Raw genomic sequence first — 13316 nt, 5'->3', positions numbered from 1 at the left:
GACGAGAACGCCCATGTCGAGGCGCAAACGGCAAACAGGCGGCCCAATTGCGATTCGGTTGACAGGATAATACGGGAATATTAGAACAAATAAAGAACATACATAAGCCTCGGTCTGCCAAATGAGCTGTGGATTATGTACGATGCGGGGCGTATCGGCGACGGCTGGTCGCTAAGATGCGCGCTCTTGAGACATTCGAATGCCGGGCCGGTGGCCCTGCGGAAAGCACGGGAAAAGCGATATGGCTGGTAGCGTCAACAAGGTGATCTTGATCGGGAATGTCGGGGCCGACCCAGAAATCCGGCGCACGCAGGACGGCCGGCCGATCGCCAATCTCAGGATCGCCACCTCGGAGACCTGGCGCGACCGCAACAGCGGCGAGCGGCGCGAGAAGACGGAATGGCACAATGTCGTCGTCTTCAACGAGGGCCTCTGCAAGGTCGTCGAGCAATATGTGAAGAAGGGCGCCAAGCTCTATATCGAAGGCCAGTTGCAGACCCGCAAATGGCAGGACCAGACCGGCAATGATCGCTATACGACCGAAGTCGTGTTGCAGGGCTTCAATTCGACGCTGACGATGCTTGATGGCCGCGGCGAAGGCGGCGGAGCAGGTCGCGGCGGCAGCGATTTAGGCGGCGGTTACGAGGACTACGATCAGCCGCGGCAATCCTCCGGTGGCGGACGTTCCGGCGGCCAGCCGAACCAGGGCGGCGGCAATTTCTCGCGCGACCTCGACGACGATATCCCGTTCTGATCGTCAGGGTTTAAAACCTGCAGAAAAATACGGCCCGCCTCTGAGCGGGCCGTTGCGTTTTCTCGATCTAAATTGAGAATGCCGAGCGCACGCCGTCGATGACGAATTGCACGGCCAGCGCCGCAAGGATCACGCCAAGGAGGCGGGTGAGGATCGCCCGGCCGGTGACACCGAGAAAGCGATCGATCCGTTCGGCAATCACGAGGGCAAGGAACAGGATTGCCATCGACACGGCAATGACCACAAGAAGCTGCACGCGCTCGACGACCGAGGGAAACGAACTGCCGAGCAGGATGGTTGCCGAGATCGCTCCGGGGCCAGCTATCAGCGGCAAGGCGAGGGGAAAGACGGCGATGTTGTGGATGTGGTCCTTGGTCACCGCCGTTTCTCCGGTCTTTTCCTTTCTCTCCTGGCGCCGCTCGAAGATCATTTCGAAGGAGATCCAGAAGAGCAGCAGGCCGCCGGCAATGCGGAAGGCACCGATCGAGATGCCGAGCAGGCCGAGAATGCCGTCGCCGAAAAGCGCAAAGGCGGCAAGAATGAAGAAGGCGATCAACGAGCCGCGGGTAGCGACCTGGAAGCGCTCCTGCCGGCTCAAGCCGACCGTGAGGCTCAGAAAAATCGGCGCGAGACCCGGTGGGTCGAGCGTGACGAGCAGCGTCGTGAGCGCGTTGACCAAGAGATCCAAATCGAACATCCGTTCCCCCTCCGGATTGACCCCGGTATTTCCGGTAGCAGAGCCGCATTGTTAGGCAAGCCATGCGTGCTTGGAAAGGGGCGCTAGCCAAGCGCCGCGCAATGGCTTAAACCCGGTCGACGCGGGAGCATGCCAGCAGATCCGGCGCCTGTAGAGGAAGTTCTTCCGATTGGTGCAGGCGTGCCCTAGAAAAGCCCGTTCCGCCAGCAAAAGACTGTTCAAAACCATTGGCCAAAATTGGCGCTTGAAGCGGCATTCGGCTATAAGAACTGACTGATTCTGAACAAAGATCGTGATCGACATTGACTGAACAAAGCACTCCCGGCGGCGGAAAAACTCCGCCAGGCATCGAGCCGATTTCCATCATCGAGGAAATGCAGCGGTCTTATCTCGATTACGCCATGAGCGTGATCGTTTCGCGCGCGCTTCCCGATGTGCGTGACGGCTTGAAACCCGTTCACCGCCGCATCCTTTACGGGATGAGCGAGCTCGGCATCGATTGGAACAAGAAATACGTCAAATGCGCCCGCGTTACCGGCGACGTGATGGGTAAATACCATCCGCACGGCAACGCGGCGATCTACGATGCGCTGGCGCGCATGGCGCAGGACTGGTCGCTCAGGCTGCCGCTGATCGACGGGCAGGGCAATTTCGGCTCCGTCGACGGCGATCCGCCGGCGGCCGAGCGTTACACCGAGTGCCGGCTGCAGAAGGCGGCCCATTCGCTGCTCGATGACCTCGACAAGGAAACGGTCGATTTCCGCGACAACTACGACGGCACGCTGCACGAGCCGGTCGTCGTTCCGGCGAAATTTCCGAACCTGCTGGTCAACGGCGCGGGCGGCATCGCCGTCGGCATGGCGACCAACATCCCGCCGCACAATCTCAGCGAAGTCATCAATGGCTGCATCGCGCTGATCGACGATCCGGCGATCGAATTGCCGGATCTGATGCAGATCATCCCGGGACCCGATTTCCCCACCGGCGCCCTGATCCTCGGCCGCGCCGGCATTCGCCAGGCCTATGAGACGGGCAGGGGTTCCGTCATCATGCGGGGCCGCGCCCATATCGAGCCGATGCGCGGCGATCGCGAGCAGATCATCATCACCGAAATTCCCTATCAGGTGAACAAGGCGACGATGATCGAGAAGATGGCCGAACTGGTGCGCGACAAGCGCATCGAGGGCATCTCCGATCTCCGCGACGAATCCGACCGGCAGGGCTATCGCGTCGTCATCGAGCTGAAGCGCGATGCCAATGCCGAAGTCATCCTCAACCAGCTCTATCGCTACACGCCGCTTCAGACCTCCTTCGGCTGCAACATGGTGGCGCTGAACGGCGGCAAGCCGGAGCAGCTGACGCTGCTCGACATGCTGCGCGCTTTCGTCTCCTTCCGCGAAGAGGTCGTTAGCCGGAGAACGAAATACCTGCTGCGCAAGGCGCGCGAGCGCGCGCACGTCTTGGTCGGCCTTGCCATCGCCGTCGCCAACATCGACGAAGTCATAAAGTTGATCCGCCACGCGCCCGATCCGCAGACGGCGCGCGAGCAGTTGATGGAACGCCGCTGGCCGGCCCACGATGTCGATGCGCTGATCCGGCTGATCGACGATCCGCGCCATCGGATCAACGAGGACGGCACCTACAACCTCTCGGAAGAGCAGGCACGCGCCATTCTCGACCTGCGCCTGCAGCGTCTGACCGCGCTTGGCCGCGATGAAATCGGCGATGAACTCAACAAGATCGGCGAGGAGATCCGCGATTATCTCGAAATCCTCTCCTCGCGGCTCCGCATCATGCAGATCGTCAAGGACGAGCTTGCAGCGGTTCGCGACGAATTCGGTACGCCGCGCCGCACCGAGATCGCCGACGGCGGTCCGGATATGGACGACGAGGACCTGATCGCCCGGGAGGACATGGTCGTAACCGTGTCGCACCTCGGCTACATCAAGCGTGTACCGCTGACGACCTACCGGGCGCAGCGCCGCGGCGGCAAGGGCCGCTCCGGCATGGCGACGCGCGACGAGGATTTCGTTACCCGGTTATTCGTCGCCAATACCCACACGCCGGTTCTGTTCTTCTCCTCTCGCGGCATCGTCTACAAAGAGAAGGTCTGGCGATTGCCGATCGGCACGCCGCAGTCGCGCGGCAAGGCACTGATCAACATGCTGCCGCTGGAACCCGGCGAGCGCATCACGACGATCATGCCGCTTCCCGAGGACGAAACGACCTGGGAAAACCTGGACGTGATGTTCTCGACGACGCGCGGCACGGTGCGCCGCAACAAGCTGTCCGACTTCATCCAGGTCAACCGCAATGGCAAGATCGCGATGAAGCTCGAGGAGGAAGGCGACGAAATCCTCTCGGTCGAGACCTGCACGGAATTCGACGACGTCGTGCTGACGACGGCGCTCGGCCAGTGCATCCGCTTCCCGGTCTCCGATGTGCGCGTCTTTGCGGGCCGCAACTCGATCGGCGTGCGCGGAATTTCGCTCGGCGATGCCGACCGGATCATCTCCATGGCGATCCTCGCTCACGTCGAAGCCGAACCGTGGGAGCGCGCTGGATATCTGAGACGGTCGGCGGCCGAACGTCGCGCTACCACCGGCGAGGATGAAGAGATCGTGCTTGTCGGGGAGGAGGTCGCCAATGGTGGCGAACTCACCAACGAGCGCTACGAGGAACTGAAGGCCCGCGAGCAATTCGTGCTGACGCTTTCCGAAAGGGGCTTCGGCAAGCGCTCCTCCTCCTACGACTTCCGCACCTCCGGTCGTGGCGGCAAGGGCATTCGCGCCACCGATACCTCGAAGACAGCGGAAATCGGCGAACTCGTCGCGGCCTTCCCGGTCGAGCACAACGACCAGATCATGCTCGTTTCCGATGGTGGCCAGCTCATCCGCGTGCCGGTGGACGGTATTCGCCTGGCAAGCCGCGCCACCAAGGGCGTCACGATCTTCTCCACCGCCAAGGACGAGAAGGTCGTCTCGGTCGAACGGATCAGCGAACCGGAAGGCGAGGACGAGATCGAGGAGATCGTCACGGCCGGTGAAGCCATTGTGGCTGAGCCGCCAGCGGACGCCGACGATTGAGCGAGTTTGCTATAAGCGACAAGGAGCCCGCCGGATATGGCGGGCTTTCTTTATAAGTGAGTTTCGTCGAGGCCCGTGCGACGACACCGAGCTCTCGAATCAGTTCTTGAAGACAACGCAGGCGCCGCCGCTCCGGCGAATGGCGGTGCACAACTTGTCCGCCTCGGCGCGGGTCTGGCGGCCGATGCGGGCGGCATAACGCGTTCTGCCTCCGAAGCTGCCATTGCGCTCGCGCACCACCAGCGCCTTTTCACCACTGATTGGCGCCGGCAGTCTCTTTACGGCATTCACGAACAGGCGGTACGCAATGGTTTTGCGCTGGTGGGCCGCCAGTTGAACGCCCCATGGTGCCCAGGGAGCCTCGTCCACGACGACGACCTCTCGCAGTCGCCGGGTGTTGGCGAGCGCAACGCAGCCATCCAGGAAGCTCTTGTTTTTGTCGAGCGCGAGGTCGGGCGACTTTGGCGGGTTGTCACGCCAATCCTCCACCGGATGGGCGGTGATCGCCAGGACATATTCGCGCGTCTCGTAGGGCAACCAGTCAATCTCGAGAAACCGTTCGAGCCCGGCCTCTCCTGCATTGTAAGCGGCTGCTGCGAAACCAAGATTGCCGTAACGGAGCTTGAGTTCGCTCAGATATTCGGCCGACTTGCCGAGGGCCGCCACGGCGTCGAAGCTGTTGGACAGGCCGCGCAGCTTTGCCGTTCCGGGCATGAATTGGGCGATCCCTTCGGCGCCTTTCGGGCTGACGGCGTCCGGTTGGAATAGGCTTTCGCGCCAGATCAGCCGTGCGAAGAAGGGCGCTGGCAGACCGTTTGCCTCGGCATAATGCTCGATAATGCCGCATACGTCCCGGGCAAAATTCTCGCGGCGGACGCAGAGGGAAACCGACGGGCTTGTCGCAGACACACCGGAGTAGAGGCATTTGCGCGCGACCGGGGCGTCGGTTCGCGCGTCGGCGATACCGGCAAAGGCCATCACGGTCAGCAGTCCGGCCCAGGCAGTGCGCGCCAGACGTCCCATTCGGTTGCTCCAGATGTGGCATCGGCCCGCTCTGCTCGGTTTGACCATACGGCTCCTCGGCGCTGAACGAGTGAATATGAATAGCATCTTCGCCGCCGACGAGAAACGGGGCAGGCGCGGCGGCCGAACGAATCGCCGCTCTGCGCCCATACGCTTCGTCATCTCCCTCAACGATGTCGGGCAAAAAAAGAGGGCCGCAAGAAAACTTGGGCCCTTGTAGTTGTGAAGGTTTCAAAACCTCCAGAGGGGAACAGCTGATGCGGCGGCCGGGGAGGAGGAAGCCGCCAGATGCACCAACTGAAAGGTATATGGTGAACGCCGCGGCCGCGTTCAATGGCTCTGCGGCAGATTCTCGCAACTGAAGGCTGTGCGGTACCGCGGACAAAAAAAGAGGGCCGCAAGAAAACTTGGGCCCTTGTAGTTGTGAAGGTAATTAGAACCTCCAGAGGGGAACAGCTGCTGCGGTGGCACTGGGAGGAGAAGCCACCAAAGTGCATCAGCTGGGTTTGGTATGCTGCTTTTTTGGGCGAGGAGCAATCATTTAATATGCATGACAGCCATGCCGCCTGCGCATCCCTGCATATTTTTGCATCGCACAATGGCATTGCTTTGCAGTACGGTCGCAGCGGAGAAATACTTATTCGCAAAAACAAGAGGTTAAGAGAAGTGCTGGCAACTGCTCATAAATCGGGCAATCGTTCCGAACGTCAGAAGTTCCAGTTGCGTGCCTTGGCGACAATAAAGTCGCGAAAGACCTTCAGCTTCGCGGCGTTCTTCATTTCGTCCGGATAGCAGAAATAAGTATCGAATGAGGGGATATCGGCGCTGATCGGCAGCTGGATCAACCCAGGATCCCGCCCGACGATGTAGTCGGGAAGCATGGCGATGCCGATACCAAGCAGGCAGGCGCGCTTGATCGAGGTCTGACTGTTGATCTGCAAGTGCGATACGCGCGGATTGTCCGGGTCCCGTCCGGCGATCTCCAGCCAGTTCACGTCAAGCAGGTAATTGGGTGCCGGTTCGCCGAAGGTAATGATGCGGTGGTTGTCGAGGTCCTGGATCGACTGCGGCTCGCCGTGCTTGTTGATGTAAGAGGGCGCGGCGTAGATATGCATGTGCACCGTGAAAAGCTTGCGCTGGATCAGATCCGATTGCTGCGGCTGGCGCAAGCGGATGGCGCAGTCGGCGTGCCGCATGTTCACGTCGAGCTCTTCATTGTCGAGAATGAGTTGCACCTGGACGTCCGGGTAGAGCGCCATGAATTCCTGGACCTTGTCCGTCAGCCAGCCCTGGCCGAGACCGACGGTCGTGGTGATGCGCAATTTTCCGCTCGGCTTGTCGGTCGTCTCGGTGAGCTTCGCCTTGACGCTCTCGAGCTTCATCAGCACTTCGTGCGCCGTCCGATAGAGCATCTCGCCCTGTTCGGTCAGAATCAAACCGCGCGCGTGGCGATGAAACAGTTTGATGCCGACATCCTGCTCGAGCGCGCTGACCTGCCGGCTGATTGCCGATTGCGAGAGGTGAAGTTTGTCTGCCGCATGCGTGAACGAGCCGGCCTCGGCCGCCGCATGAAATATGCGCAGTTTGTCCCAGTCTAGCGACATGAAATCCCCCATAAAGGACCGTTCGGAGGAAAGGGTAGAGTCCTCCGCGCGTCACCGATGCGTCTGTTCCCATGCGAAGCCACGCCCTCTACAGCGCAGCGTCAAGTCAGACGCAAAGATCGCCGTAGAACTTTGAATTACCGCATGTTTTTATCCTTAGATCGGCTCCGATCTAAGGAAACATGCAATAGGACGTAGGCCCCGTTTTGCAGCTTCTATTCGGCTGCAATTGCGACGGGCATATGACCCGCCAGATATTTCTCCGCCTCGAGCGCCGCCATGCAGCCCATCCCGGCGGCGGTGACCGCCTGACGATAGATATCGTCGGTCACGTCGCCGGCAGCAAAAACCCCGGCGACATCGGTCGCGGTCGAGTCCGGCGCCGTCCAGAGATAACCGTTGGGCTTCTGGCGCAGCTTGCCCTTGAAGAGTTCCACGGCCGGTGCATGACCGATTGCGACGAACACGCCATCCGCCGCCATTTCGGAAAGAACGCCGGTCTTGGTATTGCGAAGTTTCGCGCCATTGACCGAAGCCGGCATCGGCGGTTTTGCCGGTGTACCGAGATATTCGACCACTTCATGGTCCCAAACGATCTTGACGTTCGACTTGGCGAACAGGCGTTCCTGCAGGATCTTTTCCGCCCGGAATGAATCCCGGCGGTGGACGACCGTGACCGTCTTGGCCAGATTCGAGAGATAAAGCGCTTCCTCGACGGCGGAGTTGCCGCCGCCGACGACGATAACGTCCTTGTTGCGATAGAAGAAGCCGTCGCAGGTGGCGCAGGCGGAAACGCCGAAGCCCATGAAAGCCGGCTCGGTCTCGATCCCTAGCCACTTGGCCTTGGCGCCGGTCGCAATGATCAGGGCGTCGGTCGTCCATTCTGTGCCGCTGTCCGTCCTGATGCGGAACGGCCGCACGGAAAGGTCGACATCGGTGACGATGTCGTTGACGATCTCCGCGCCGACATGCACCGCCTGCTTCAGCATCTGCTCCATCATCCAGGGCCCCTGGACCGGATCGGCATAGCCCGGATAGTTCTCCACATCCGTGGTGATCATCAACTGGCCGCCTTGCTCCATACCGGCAATGAGCACGGGCGAAAGCATGGCGCGGGCCGTATAAATCGCTGCCGTGTAGCCGGCAGGGCCGGAGCCGATGATCAGCACTTTGGTGTGGCGGGCGGTCATGCTTGGGTCCTTAGTTCGCCGGACGGGCGTGCGAGCCGGTTCGGTTCGATGCTGAAAAATATCGCCTTACTTTAGGTATTCACAGCGCGCTCTTTCAAGGGCACCGCTGCTGATACACACAAGTGGTTGCGTCCGCACCATGAATTTGACACCAGATCGGGCATTTTTGCATCGTTTTCGATGCAAAACGACCAATCGAGGGTCTGGAATCCGGCAAGCTGCGTCGTCGCCGTCGACGGCAGAAAGGTTTTTGTGCACGCAACCCCTTGCACTCTCGTTCAAGGGCGCAGTTACGTGCTACCCACAGCATGAAGAATATCGCCTCGGGCGAGACCCGACTCGCCCCGCCCGGGAGCGGCGGGCAAGGGGAACCTCGTCGAGCGAGCTCCATGGAAACGGGGATTGGCAAATGGTCTTACGCGTCGACCTCGATGCAATCGACATGAAAATTCTGCGCGAGTTGCAAGGCAATGGGCGCATGACGAATGTGGAACTGGCCGAACGCGTGGGCATCTCGGCGCCGCCATGCCTGCGCCGCGTTCGCAAGCTCGAGGAAGCCGGCGTCATCCGCGGTTACCGCGCCCTTCTGAATGCCTCTGCGCTCGGTTACGACCTGGTGGCCTTTTGCATGGTCGGGCTAAAGCACCAGTCGGACGCCAATCTCAAGGCCTTTGCTGCTCGCACCGCATCATGGCCGCTCGTCCGCGAGGCCTGGATGGTCTCGGGTGAATCGGACTTTCTGCTTCAGTGCGTCGCCGAGAACCTTGCGGCCTTTCAGGATTTCGTTATTGAAGAGCTCACTGCGACGGACAATGTCGATACAGTACGGACGATGCTGACGATCCGCCAAGTGAAGGACGCCTGCCAGGTGGAGATCTAGCGAAGCATCGCCGTTGTCAATCAATCTGGGCGAAACTGGGAAGCGGAGCTTGAAACTCGCTCGACAAGAGCCCTTTCGCGCCACGCAGGCGGCCGGTCAGAAGATCTCCATGACGCCAAAGCTTCCCCTGTCCGCTTTCATCATCTGCTTGAACGAGGAAGCTTATCTCGGCAATTGCATCGAGAGCCTCGAACAATGCGCGGAGATCGTCATCGTCGATTCCGGCTCGACCGACGGGACGGCGGCGCTGGTGCAATCCTATATCGACAAGGGCTGGCGCATCCGGTTCATGTACGAACCATGGCGTGGCTATGCCGGGCAGAAGGAATTCGCCCTCGAGCAGTGCGGCCAGCCCTGGTGCTTCAATATCGACGCGGACGAGCGATTCGACGAACCGCTCAAGGCTCTGTTGCCTTCGCTCTTGAACGCCCCGGCCGACATCGTCGGCTGGCGGGTGGCGCGCCGCCCCTATCTGATCGGCTACGGCTACACGCCCGAAAAAGTGCAAGAACGGCGCAATCTTCGCCTGATCCGCAACGGCCGCGGCCGCTATGATCTTGGCCAGAAGGTGCATGAAGGGATCGTTCCGGACGGCAAGGTGGGCGCGGCGCGTTCCGGCAGCCTGCTGCATTATCGGCCGCTGATCATCGACGAGCAGATCCTCAAGGAGAACAAGTATTCGACGCTGAAAGCGGATCAGCAGGTCGCGGAGGGCAAGGCAGCGCGGCCGTACAAGCTGCTGTTTAGTCCACCGCTCTATTTCTACCGGCTCTATTTCCGAAATGGCCTGTGGCGCTGCGGCTTTCCCGGCTTCATCGAAGCGATGACCGGGGCAGTCTACGCGTTCCTGACTGCTGCCAAGGTCTATCAGCGGCATGCGCTGAAGGCGCGGCCAAATGTCGACGATGCGCTTTCCCGCTAATGCCCGGAAAAGGTGACCCATGAAAGTCATGCATATTCATTTCGGCAAGGAAGGCGGCGCGGAACGGTTCTTCGTCAACCTGGTCAACGCCCTGCATGACAGGGGCGTCGAGCAGCGCGTGCTGATCCGGCCCGGGCGTAGCTGGCGCAGCGAGATCGAGCGGAGCGCGCAGGTCTACGAGGGCGTCTTCCGCCGGCTTTCGCTGTCGCGATTTTTCCTCCAGTGGCGGATGTCGCGCATCCTGAGGGAGTTCCGGCCCGATGTCATCATGGCCTGGCAGTTGCGCGCCAGCCGCTTCATGCCTTCCTACAAGAAAGCCTTCCGGATTTCTCGTCTCGGCGACTATCCGGAGCATCTTGGTTACTACACCAATGTCGAGACATTGGTCTGCATCACCCCGGACATCGCCGCCAAGGTGCGGGAATTCGGATGGCGCCGTGATATCGAGGTGATCGCGAATTTCACGCGTGCCACACCCGTCGCGCCGGTCGCGCGATCGGAGATGCAAACGCCCGCCGAAGCATTCGTCGTAGTCGGCATGGGGCGTTTCGTCAAACGCAAGGGCTTCGACGGGCTGCTTCGCGCCATCCAGAAGGTCGAGGGTGTCTATCTTTGGCTGCTCGGCGACGGGCCGGAACGGGATGAGCTTGAGGCGTTGACCGACAAACTGGGAATACGCGAGCGTGTCCGCTTTCCCGGCTGGCAGACCAATGCCTATGGTTACCTCGCTGCCGGTGACGCTTTCGCGATCAATTCGTCGCATGAGCCTCTCGGCAACGTGTGTTTCGAGGGCTGGGGCGCCGGCAAGCCGACTATTGCGGCACGGGCCGAAGGGCCTTCCTGGGTGATGACGCATGAGCGCGACGCCTTGATGGTGGACTGCGCCGACGACGAGGGCCTCGCGAACGCGATTCGCAGGCTGCGGGACGATCCGGTGCTACGCGAAAGACTGAGTGCCGGCGGCCGCGAAACACTGCAGACGCGCTTTTCCGAGAAGGCGATCACCGACGCCTATCTCGAGCTCTTCGCAAAAGGTGCGGCGCAGCGATGAAAGTGATGCACTTCCATTTCGGAAAAGACGGCGGCGCGGAACGTTTCTTTGTCCACCTCGTCAACGCGCTTGCCGAACGCGGCGTCGAGCAGACAGCGGTTATCCGGCCCCACCGCCCGTGGCGCCCCGAAATCGAAGGTTCGACCAGGATAAGGGAAAGCCATTTCCGGAACTTGTCTCTGGATCGCCTGCTTCTGCCGCGCAAGGTGATGCAGATGGCGCAGCGCGACAGGCCGGACGCCCTCATGGCCTGGGCACCGCGCGCCAGCCAACTGATGCCGCCTTATAAGCGGTGCATCAAGATTTCCCGGCTCGGCGACTATCCGCCTCGCCTCGACTATTTTCACAACACGGACTGCATTGTCTGCAATACGCCGGGCATTGCCGAGCATGTCCGCAAGCTCGGCTGGAAGCGGGATGTCGAGATCATTTCGAATTTCACCAGCACCGAACGTGTCGAACCTATAAGCCGGGCGACGCTCGACACGCCGGAGGGCGCGCCCGTCGTCATGTCGATGGGCCGTTTTGTGGAACGCAAGGGCTTCCACACACTCATCGAGGCCGTTGCCAAAGTGCCGGGCGCTTACCTTTGGCTGCTGGGCGATGGCGAGGAGGGGGAAAACCTCCACAAGCTCGCAACCGATCTCGGCGTCAGCCAAAGGGTCCGCTTCGCCGGCTGGCAGAAGGACACGAGACCCTTCCTCGCGGCGGCCGATATTTTTGTCATGGCTTCGAACCACGAACCGCTCGGCAATGTCATCCTGGAAGCCTGGGCCCAGGGAACGCCAGTCGTCTCGAGTCGCTCCGAAGGGCCGCAATGGTTCATGCGCGATGGCGAGAATGGCCTGATGGTCGACATCGGCGATGCCGATGGGTTCGCCCGCGCGATCGAGCGGATTGCCGACGATCGCAGCTTGGGCGCCGCCCTCGCCGAACGGGGACATCAGACGCTGGTCAGTCATTTCTCCAAGGAGGCGATCACCGACGCCTATCTGACGCTGTTCGCCTCGAAACGGTAAGCTTCAGCGTCAGCGCATCAGACGGTCGTAGATCGCGCCGATTGCCCGAGCTTCGCCCTCGATAGCGAAATCTCTGGACGCACGCGCCAGACCGTTCGCGGCGGCAGCCGCAAGGCGGGGCAGGTCGTCCATGAAGGTGGCGGCGCCATCGACCATCGCTTCGAGATTGCCGGCCGGAATGATGAGCCCGGTTTCGTCCGGCCCTTCTGCGATCAGTTCGGAAAAGGCGCCGACGTCACTTGCCACGACCGGCACGCCGCTCGCCATCGCCTCGAGTGGCGTCAGACCGAAGCCTTCCCAGCGCTGCGGCGCGACAAAGAGATCGAGGGCGCGATACCAATCGGGAATATTCGTGTGCTCGCCGACGAACAATAGGCGATCGGCGAGCCCCGCCTTGGCGACCCGGTCCTTCAATTCAGCCTCGAAGGCGAGGTGAGGGCCCGTGGCGCGTCCGGCGACGATCGCACCCCATTCAGGCCGGCCGGGCAAAAGGGCGATCATGCTGTCGACGAAAAGGTCGGTTCCCTTCTGATGACGGACACGGCCGAAGCAGCCGACGTATTTCCTGGACGGATCGAGATCGAGCCCACGCTTCGCTGCCGCCTTGTCGACCGGCGGGTGGAAACGTTTGGTGTCGATCCCATGCAGGATGACAGTGCTCGGCACCGCCAGATAGGCGGCGGTCCTGGCGCTGGTGGCGATCACCGCATCCATCCGGCCGATGAGGAACTTGCTCCACCCGGTATGCCGCCGCTGCGAGGCGGAGGTGAAGACGATCCGGATCTTCATGCGCAGCAGGTCGCGCAGCAGGATTGCCGGCAGCATTTCGACATTGCGGCGCGCATGCCAGACGCGGCAGCGGCGGCCTTTCGGCGTCCGCCACAGCTGGATCAGGTCGCGAAACCGGATCGATGGCAGACTCGTGGGCAGCCCGAGCCCGAGGACCGCGATCTTCTGCCCGAGGTTGCGCTGAACGGGAACAAGCTGGATGATCGTCGAAGTGACGCCGGAGAGCCGTCGCTTGAAATTGGGCGCAATAATCTCGATGTCCCGAATATCGGCCACGTGAGCGCTCTCCTTGCGCCGCTAG

General features: G+C 61.2%; 11 protein-coding genes. 6 read left to right on the top strand and 5 right to left on the bottom strand.

What is annotated here, in order from left to right; genetic code table 11:
- The first annotated feature begins 241 nt into the window (after positions 1 to 241).
- Positions 242 to 754 (top strand): single-stranded DNA-binding protein, encoded by a 513-nt coding sequence (locus CO676_RS10320; protein ID WP_014764669.1) that lies wholly within the window; start codon positions 242 to 244, stop codon positions 752 to 754.
- 67 nt (positions 755 to 821) lie between these two features.
- Here CO676_RS10320 and CO676_RS10315 read toward each other — a convergent pair whose 3' ends face one another.
- Entirely contained in the window at positions 822 to 1451 is a 630-nt protein-coding gene (locus CO676_RS10315; RefSeq protein WP_014764670.1) for a MarC family protein, read from the bottom strand.
- Positions 1452 to 1753: 302 nt separating this feature from the next.
- Here CO676_RS10315 and gyrA point away from each other — a divergent pair, with 302 nt between their 5' ends.
- Positions 1754 to 4537 (top strand): DNA gyrase subunit A, encoded by a 2784-nt coding sequence (gene gyrA / locus CO676_RS10305; RefSeq protein WP_097520716.1) that lies wholly within the window; start codon positions 1754 to 1756, stop codon positions 4535 to 4537.
- A 99-nt stretch (positions 4538 to 4636) separates the two neighbouring features.
- On the opposite strand, the gene CO676_RS10300 is transcribed toward gyrA, so the two are convergent.
- From CO676_RS10300 to trxB, 3 genes are all read right to left on the bottom strand, one after another.
- A complete protein-coding gene (locus tag CO676_RS10300) occupies positions 4637 to 5608 on the bottom strand; it encodes a transglycosylase SLT domain-containing protein (RefSeq protein WP_179875441.1) in 972 nt (323 codons plus the stop codon).
- A 659-nt stretch (positions 5609 to 6267) separates the two neighbouring features.
- Positions 6268 to 7164 carry a LysR family transcriptional regulator VtlR gene (locus CO676_RS10295; RefSeq protein WP_014764674.1) on the bottom strand — a complete coding sequence of 299 codons (897 nt, stop codon included), beginning with the start codon at positions 7162 to 7164 and terminating at the stop codon, positions 6268 to 6270.
- Between the two features lie 215 nt (positions 7165 to 7379).
- Positions 7380 to 8354, bottom strand: a complete 975-nt coding sequence (gene trxB, locus CO676_RS10290; RefSeq protein ID WP_097520712.1) for a thioredoxin-disulfide reductase — start codon at positions 8352 to 8354, stop codon at positions 7380 to 7382.
- Between the two features lie 409 nt (positions 8355 to 8763).
- Between trxB and CO676_RS10285 the strand changes: the two genes are divergently transcribed.
- From CO676_RS10285 to CO676_RS10270, 4 genes are all read left to right on the top strand, one after another.
- On the top strand, positions 8764 to 9234 hold the full coding sequence (locus CO676_RS10285) for an Lrp/AsnC family transcriptional regulator (protein ID WP_012708105.1): 471 nt from the start codon (positions 8764 to 8766) through the stop codon (positions 9232 to 9234).
- Positions 9235 to 9343: 109 nt separating this feature from the next.
- A complete protein-coding gene (locus tag CO676_RS10280) occupies positions 9344 to 10156 on the top strand; it encodes a glycosyltransferase family 2 protein (RefSeq protein ID WP_097520839.1) in 813 nt (270 codons plus the stop codon).
- Positions 10157 to 10175: 19 nt separating this feature from the next.
- Entirely contained in the window at positions 10176 to 11207 is a 1032-nt protein-coding gene (locus CO676_RS10275; RefSeq protein WP_097520709.1) for a glycosyltransferase, read from the top strand.
- Positions 11204 to 12226: a glycosyltransferase gene (locus CO676_RS10270; RefSeq protein ID WP_097520706.1), complete on the top strand. Its 1023-nt coding sequence runs from the start codon at positions 11204 to 11206 to the stop codon at positions 12224 to 12226. Before CO676_RS10275 ends, CO676_RS10270 begins: the two co-directional genes overlap by 4 nt.
- Before the next feature lie 9 nt (positions 12227 to 12235).
- Here CO676_RS10270 and CO676_RS10265 read toward each other — a convergent pair whose 3' ends face one another.
- Positions 12236 to 13291: a glycosyltransferase family 4 protein gene (locus tag CO676_RS10265; protein WP_097520705.1), complete on the bottom strand. Its 1056-nt coding sequence runs from the start codon at positions 13289 to 13291 to the stop codon at positions 12236 to 12238.
- Positions 13292 to 13316: the final 25 nt, after the last annotated feature.

This window comes from Sinorhizobium sp. BJ1, from assembly GCF_002531555.1.
GTDB classification, from domain to species: Bacteria; Pseudomonadota; Alphaproteobacteria; order Rhizobiales; family Rhizobiaceae; genus Sinorhizobium; species Sinorhizobium fredii_B.
This window is presented reverse-complemented; position numbering and strand designations above follow the sequence as displayed.

Excerpts from the sequence above, each read along its gene's own strand:
- CO676_RS10275 (WP_097520709.1), top strand. The coding sequence starts at position 10,176 with ATGAAAGTCATGCATATTCATTTCGGCAAGGAAGGCGGCGCGGAACGG.
- CO676_RS10270 (WP_097520706.1), top strand. The coding sequence starts at position 11,204 with ATGAAAGTGATGCACTTCCATTTCGGAAAAGACGGCGGCGCGGAACGT.
- CO676_RS10280 (WP_097520839.1), top strand. The coding sequence starts at position 9,344 with ATGACGCCAAAGCTTCCCCTGTCCGCTTTCATCATCTGCTTGAACGAG.
- CO676_RS10320 (WP_014764669.1), top strand. The coding sequence starts at position 242 with ATGGCTGGTAGCGTCAACAAGGTGATCTTGATCGGGAATGTCGGGGCC.
- CO676_RS10295 (WP_014764674.1), bottom strand. The coding sequence starts at position 7,164 with ATGTCGCTAGACTGGGACAAACTGCGCATATTTCATGCGGCGGCCGAG.
- CO676_RS10300 (WP_179875441.1), bottom strand. The coding sequence starts at position 5,608 with ATGGTCAAACCGAGCAGAGCGGGCCGATGCCACATCTGGAGCAACCGA.
- trxB (WP_097520712.1), bottom strand. The coding sequence starts at position 8,354 with ATGACCGCCCGCCACACCAAAGTGCTGATCATCGGCTCCGGCCCTGCC.
- CO676_RS10315 (WP_014764670.1), bottom strand. The coding sequence starts at position 1,451 with ATGTTCGATTTGGATCTCTTGGTCAACGCGCTCACGACGCTGCTCGTC.
- CO676_RS10285 (WP_012708105.1), top strand. The coding sequence starts at position 8,764 with ATGGTCTTACGCGTCGACCTCGATGCAATCGACATGAAAATTCTGCGC.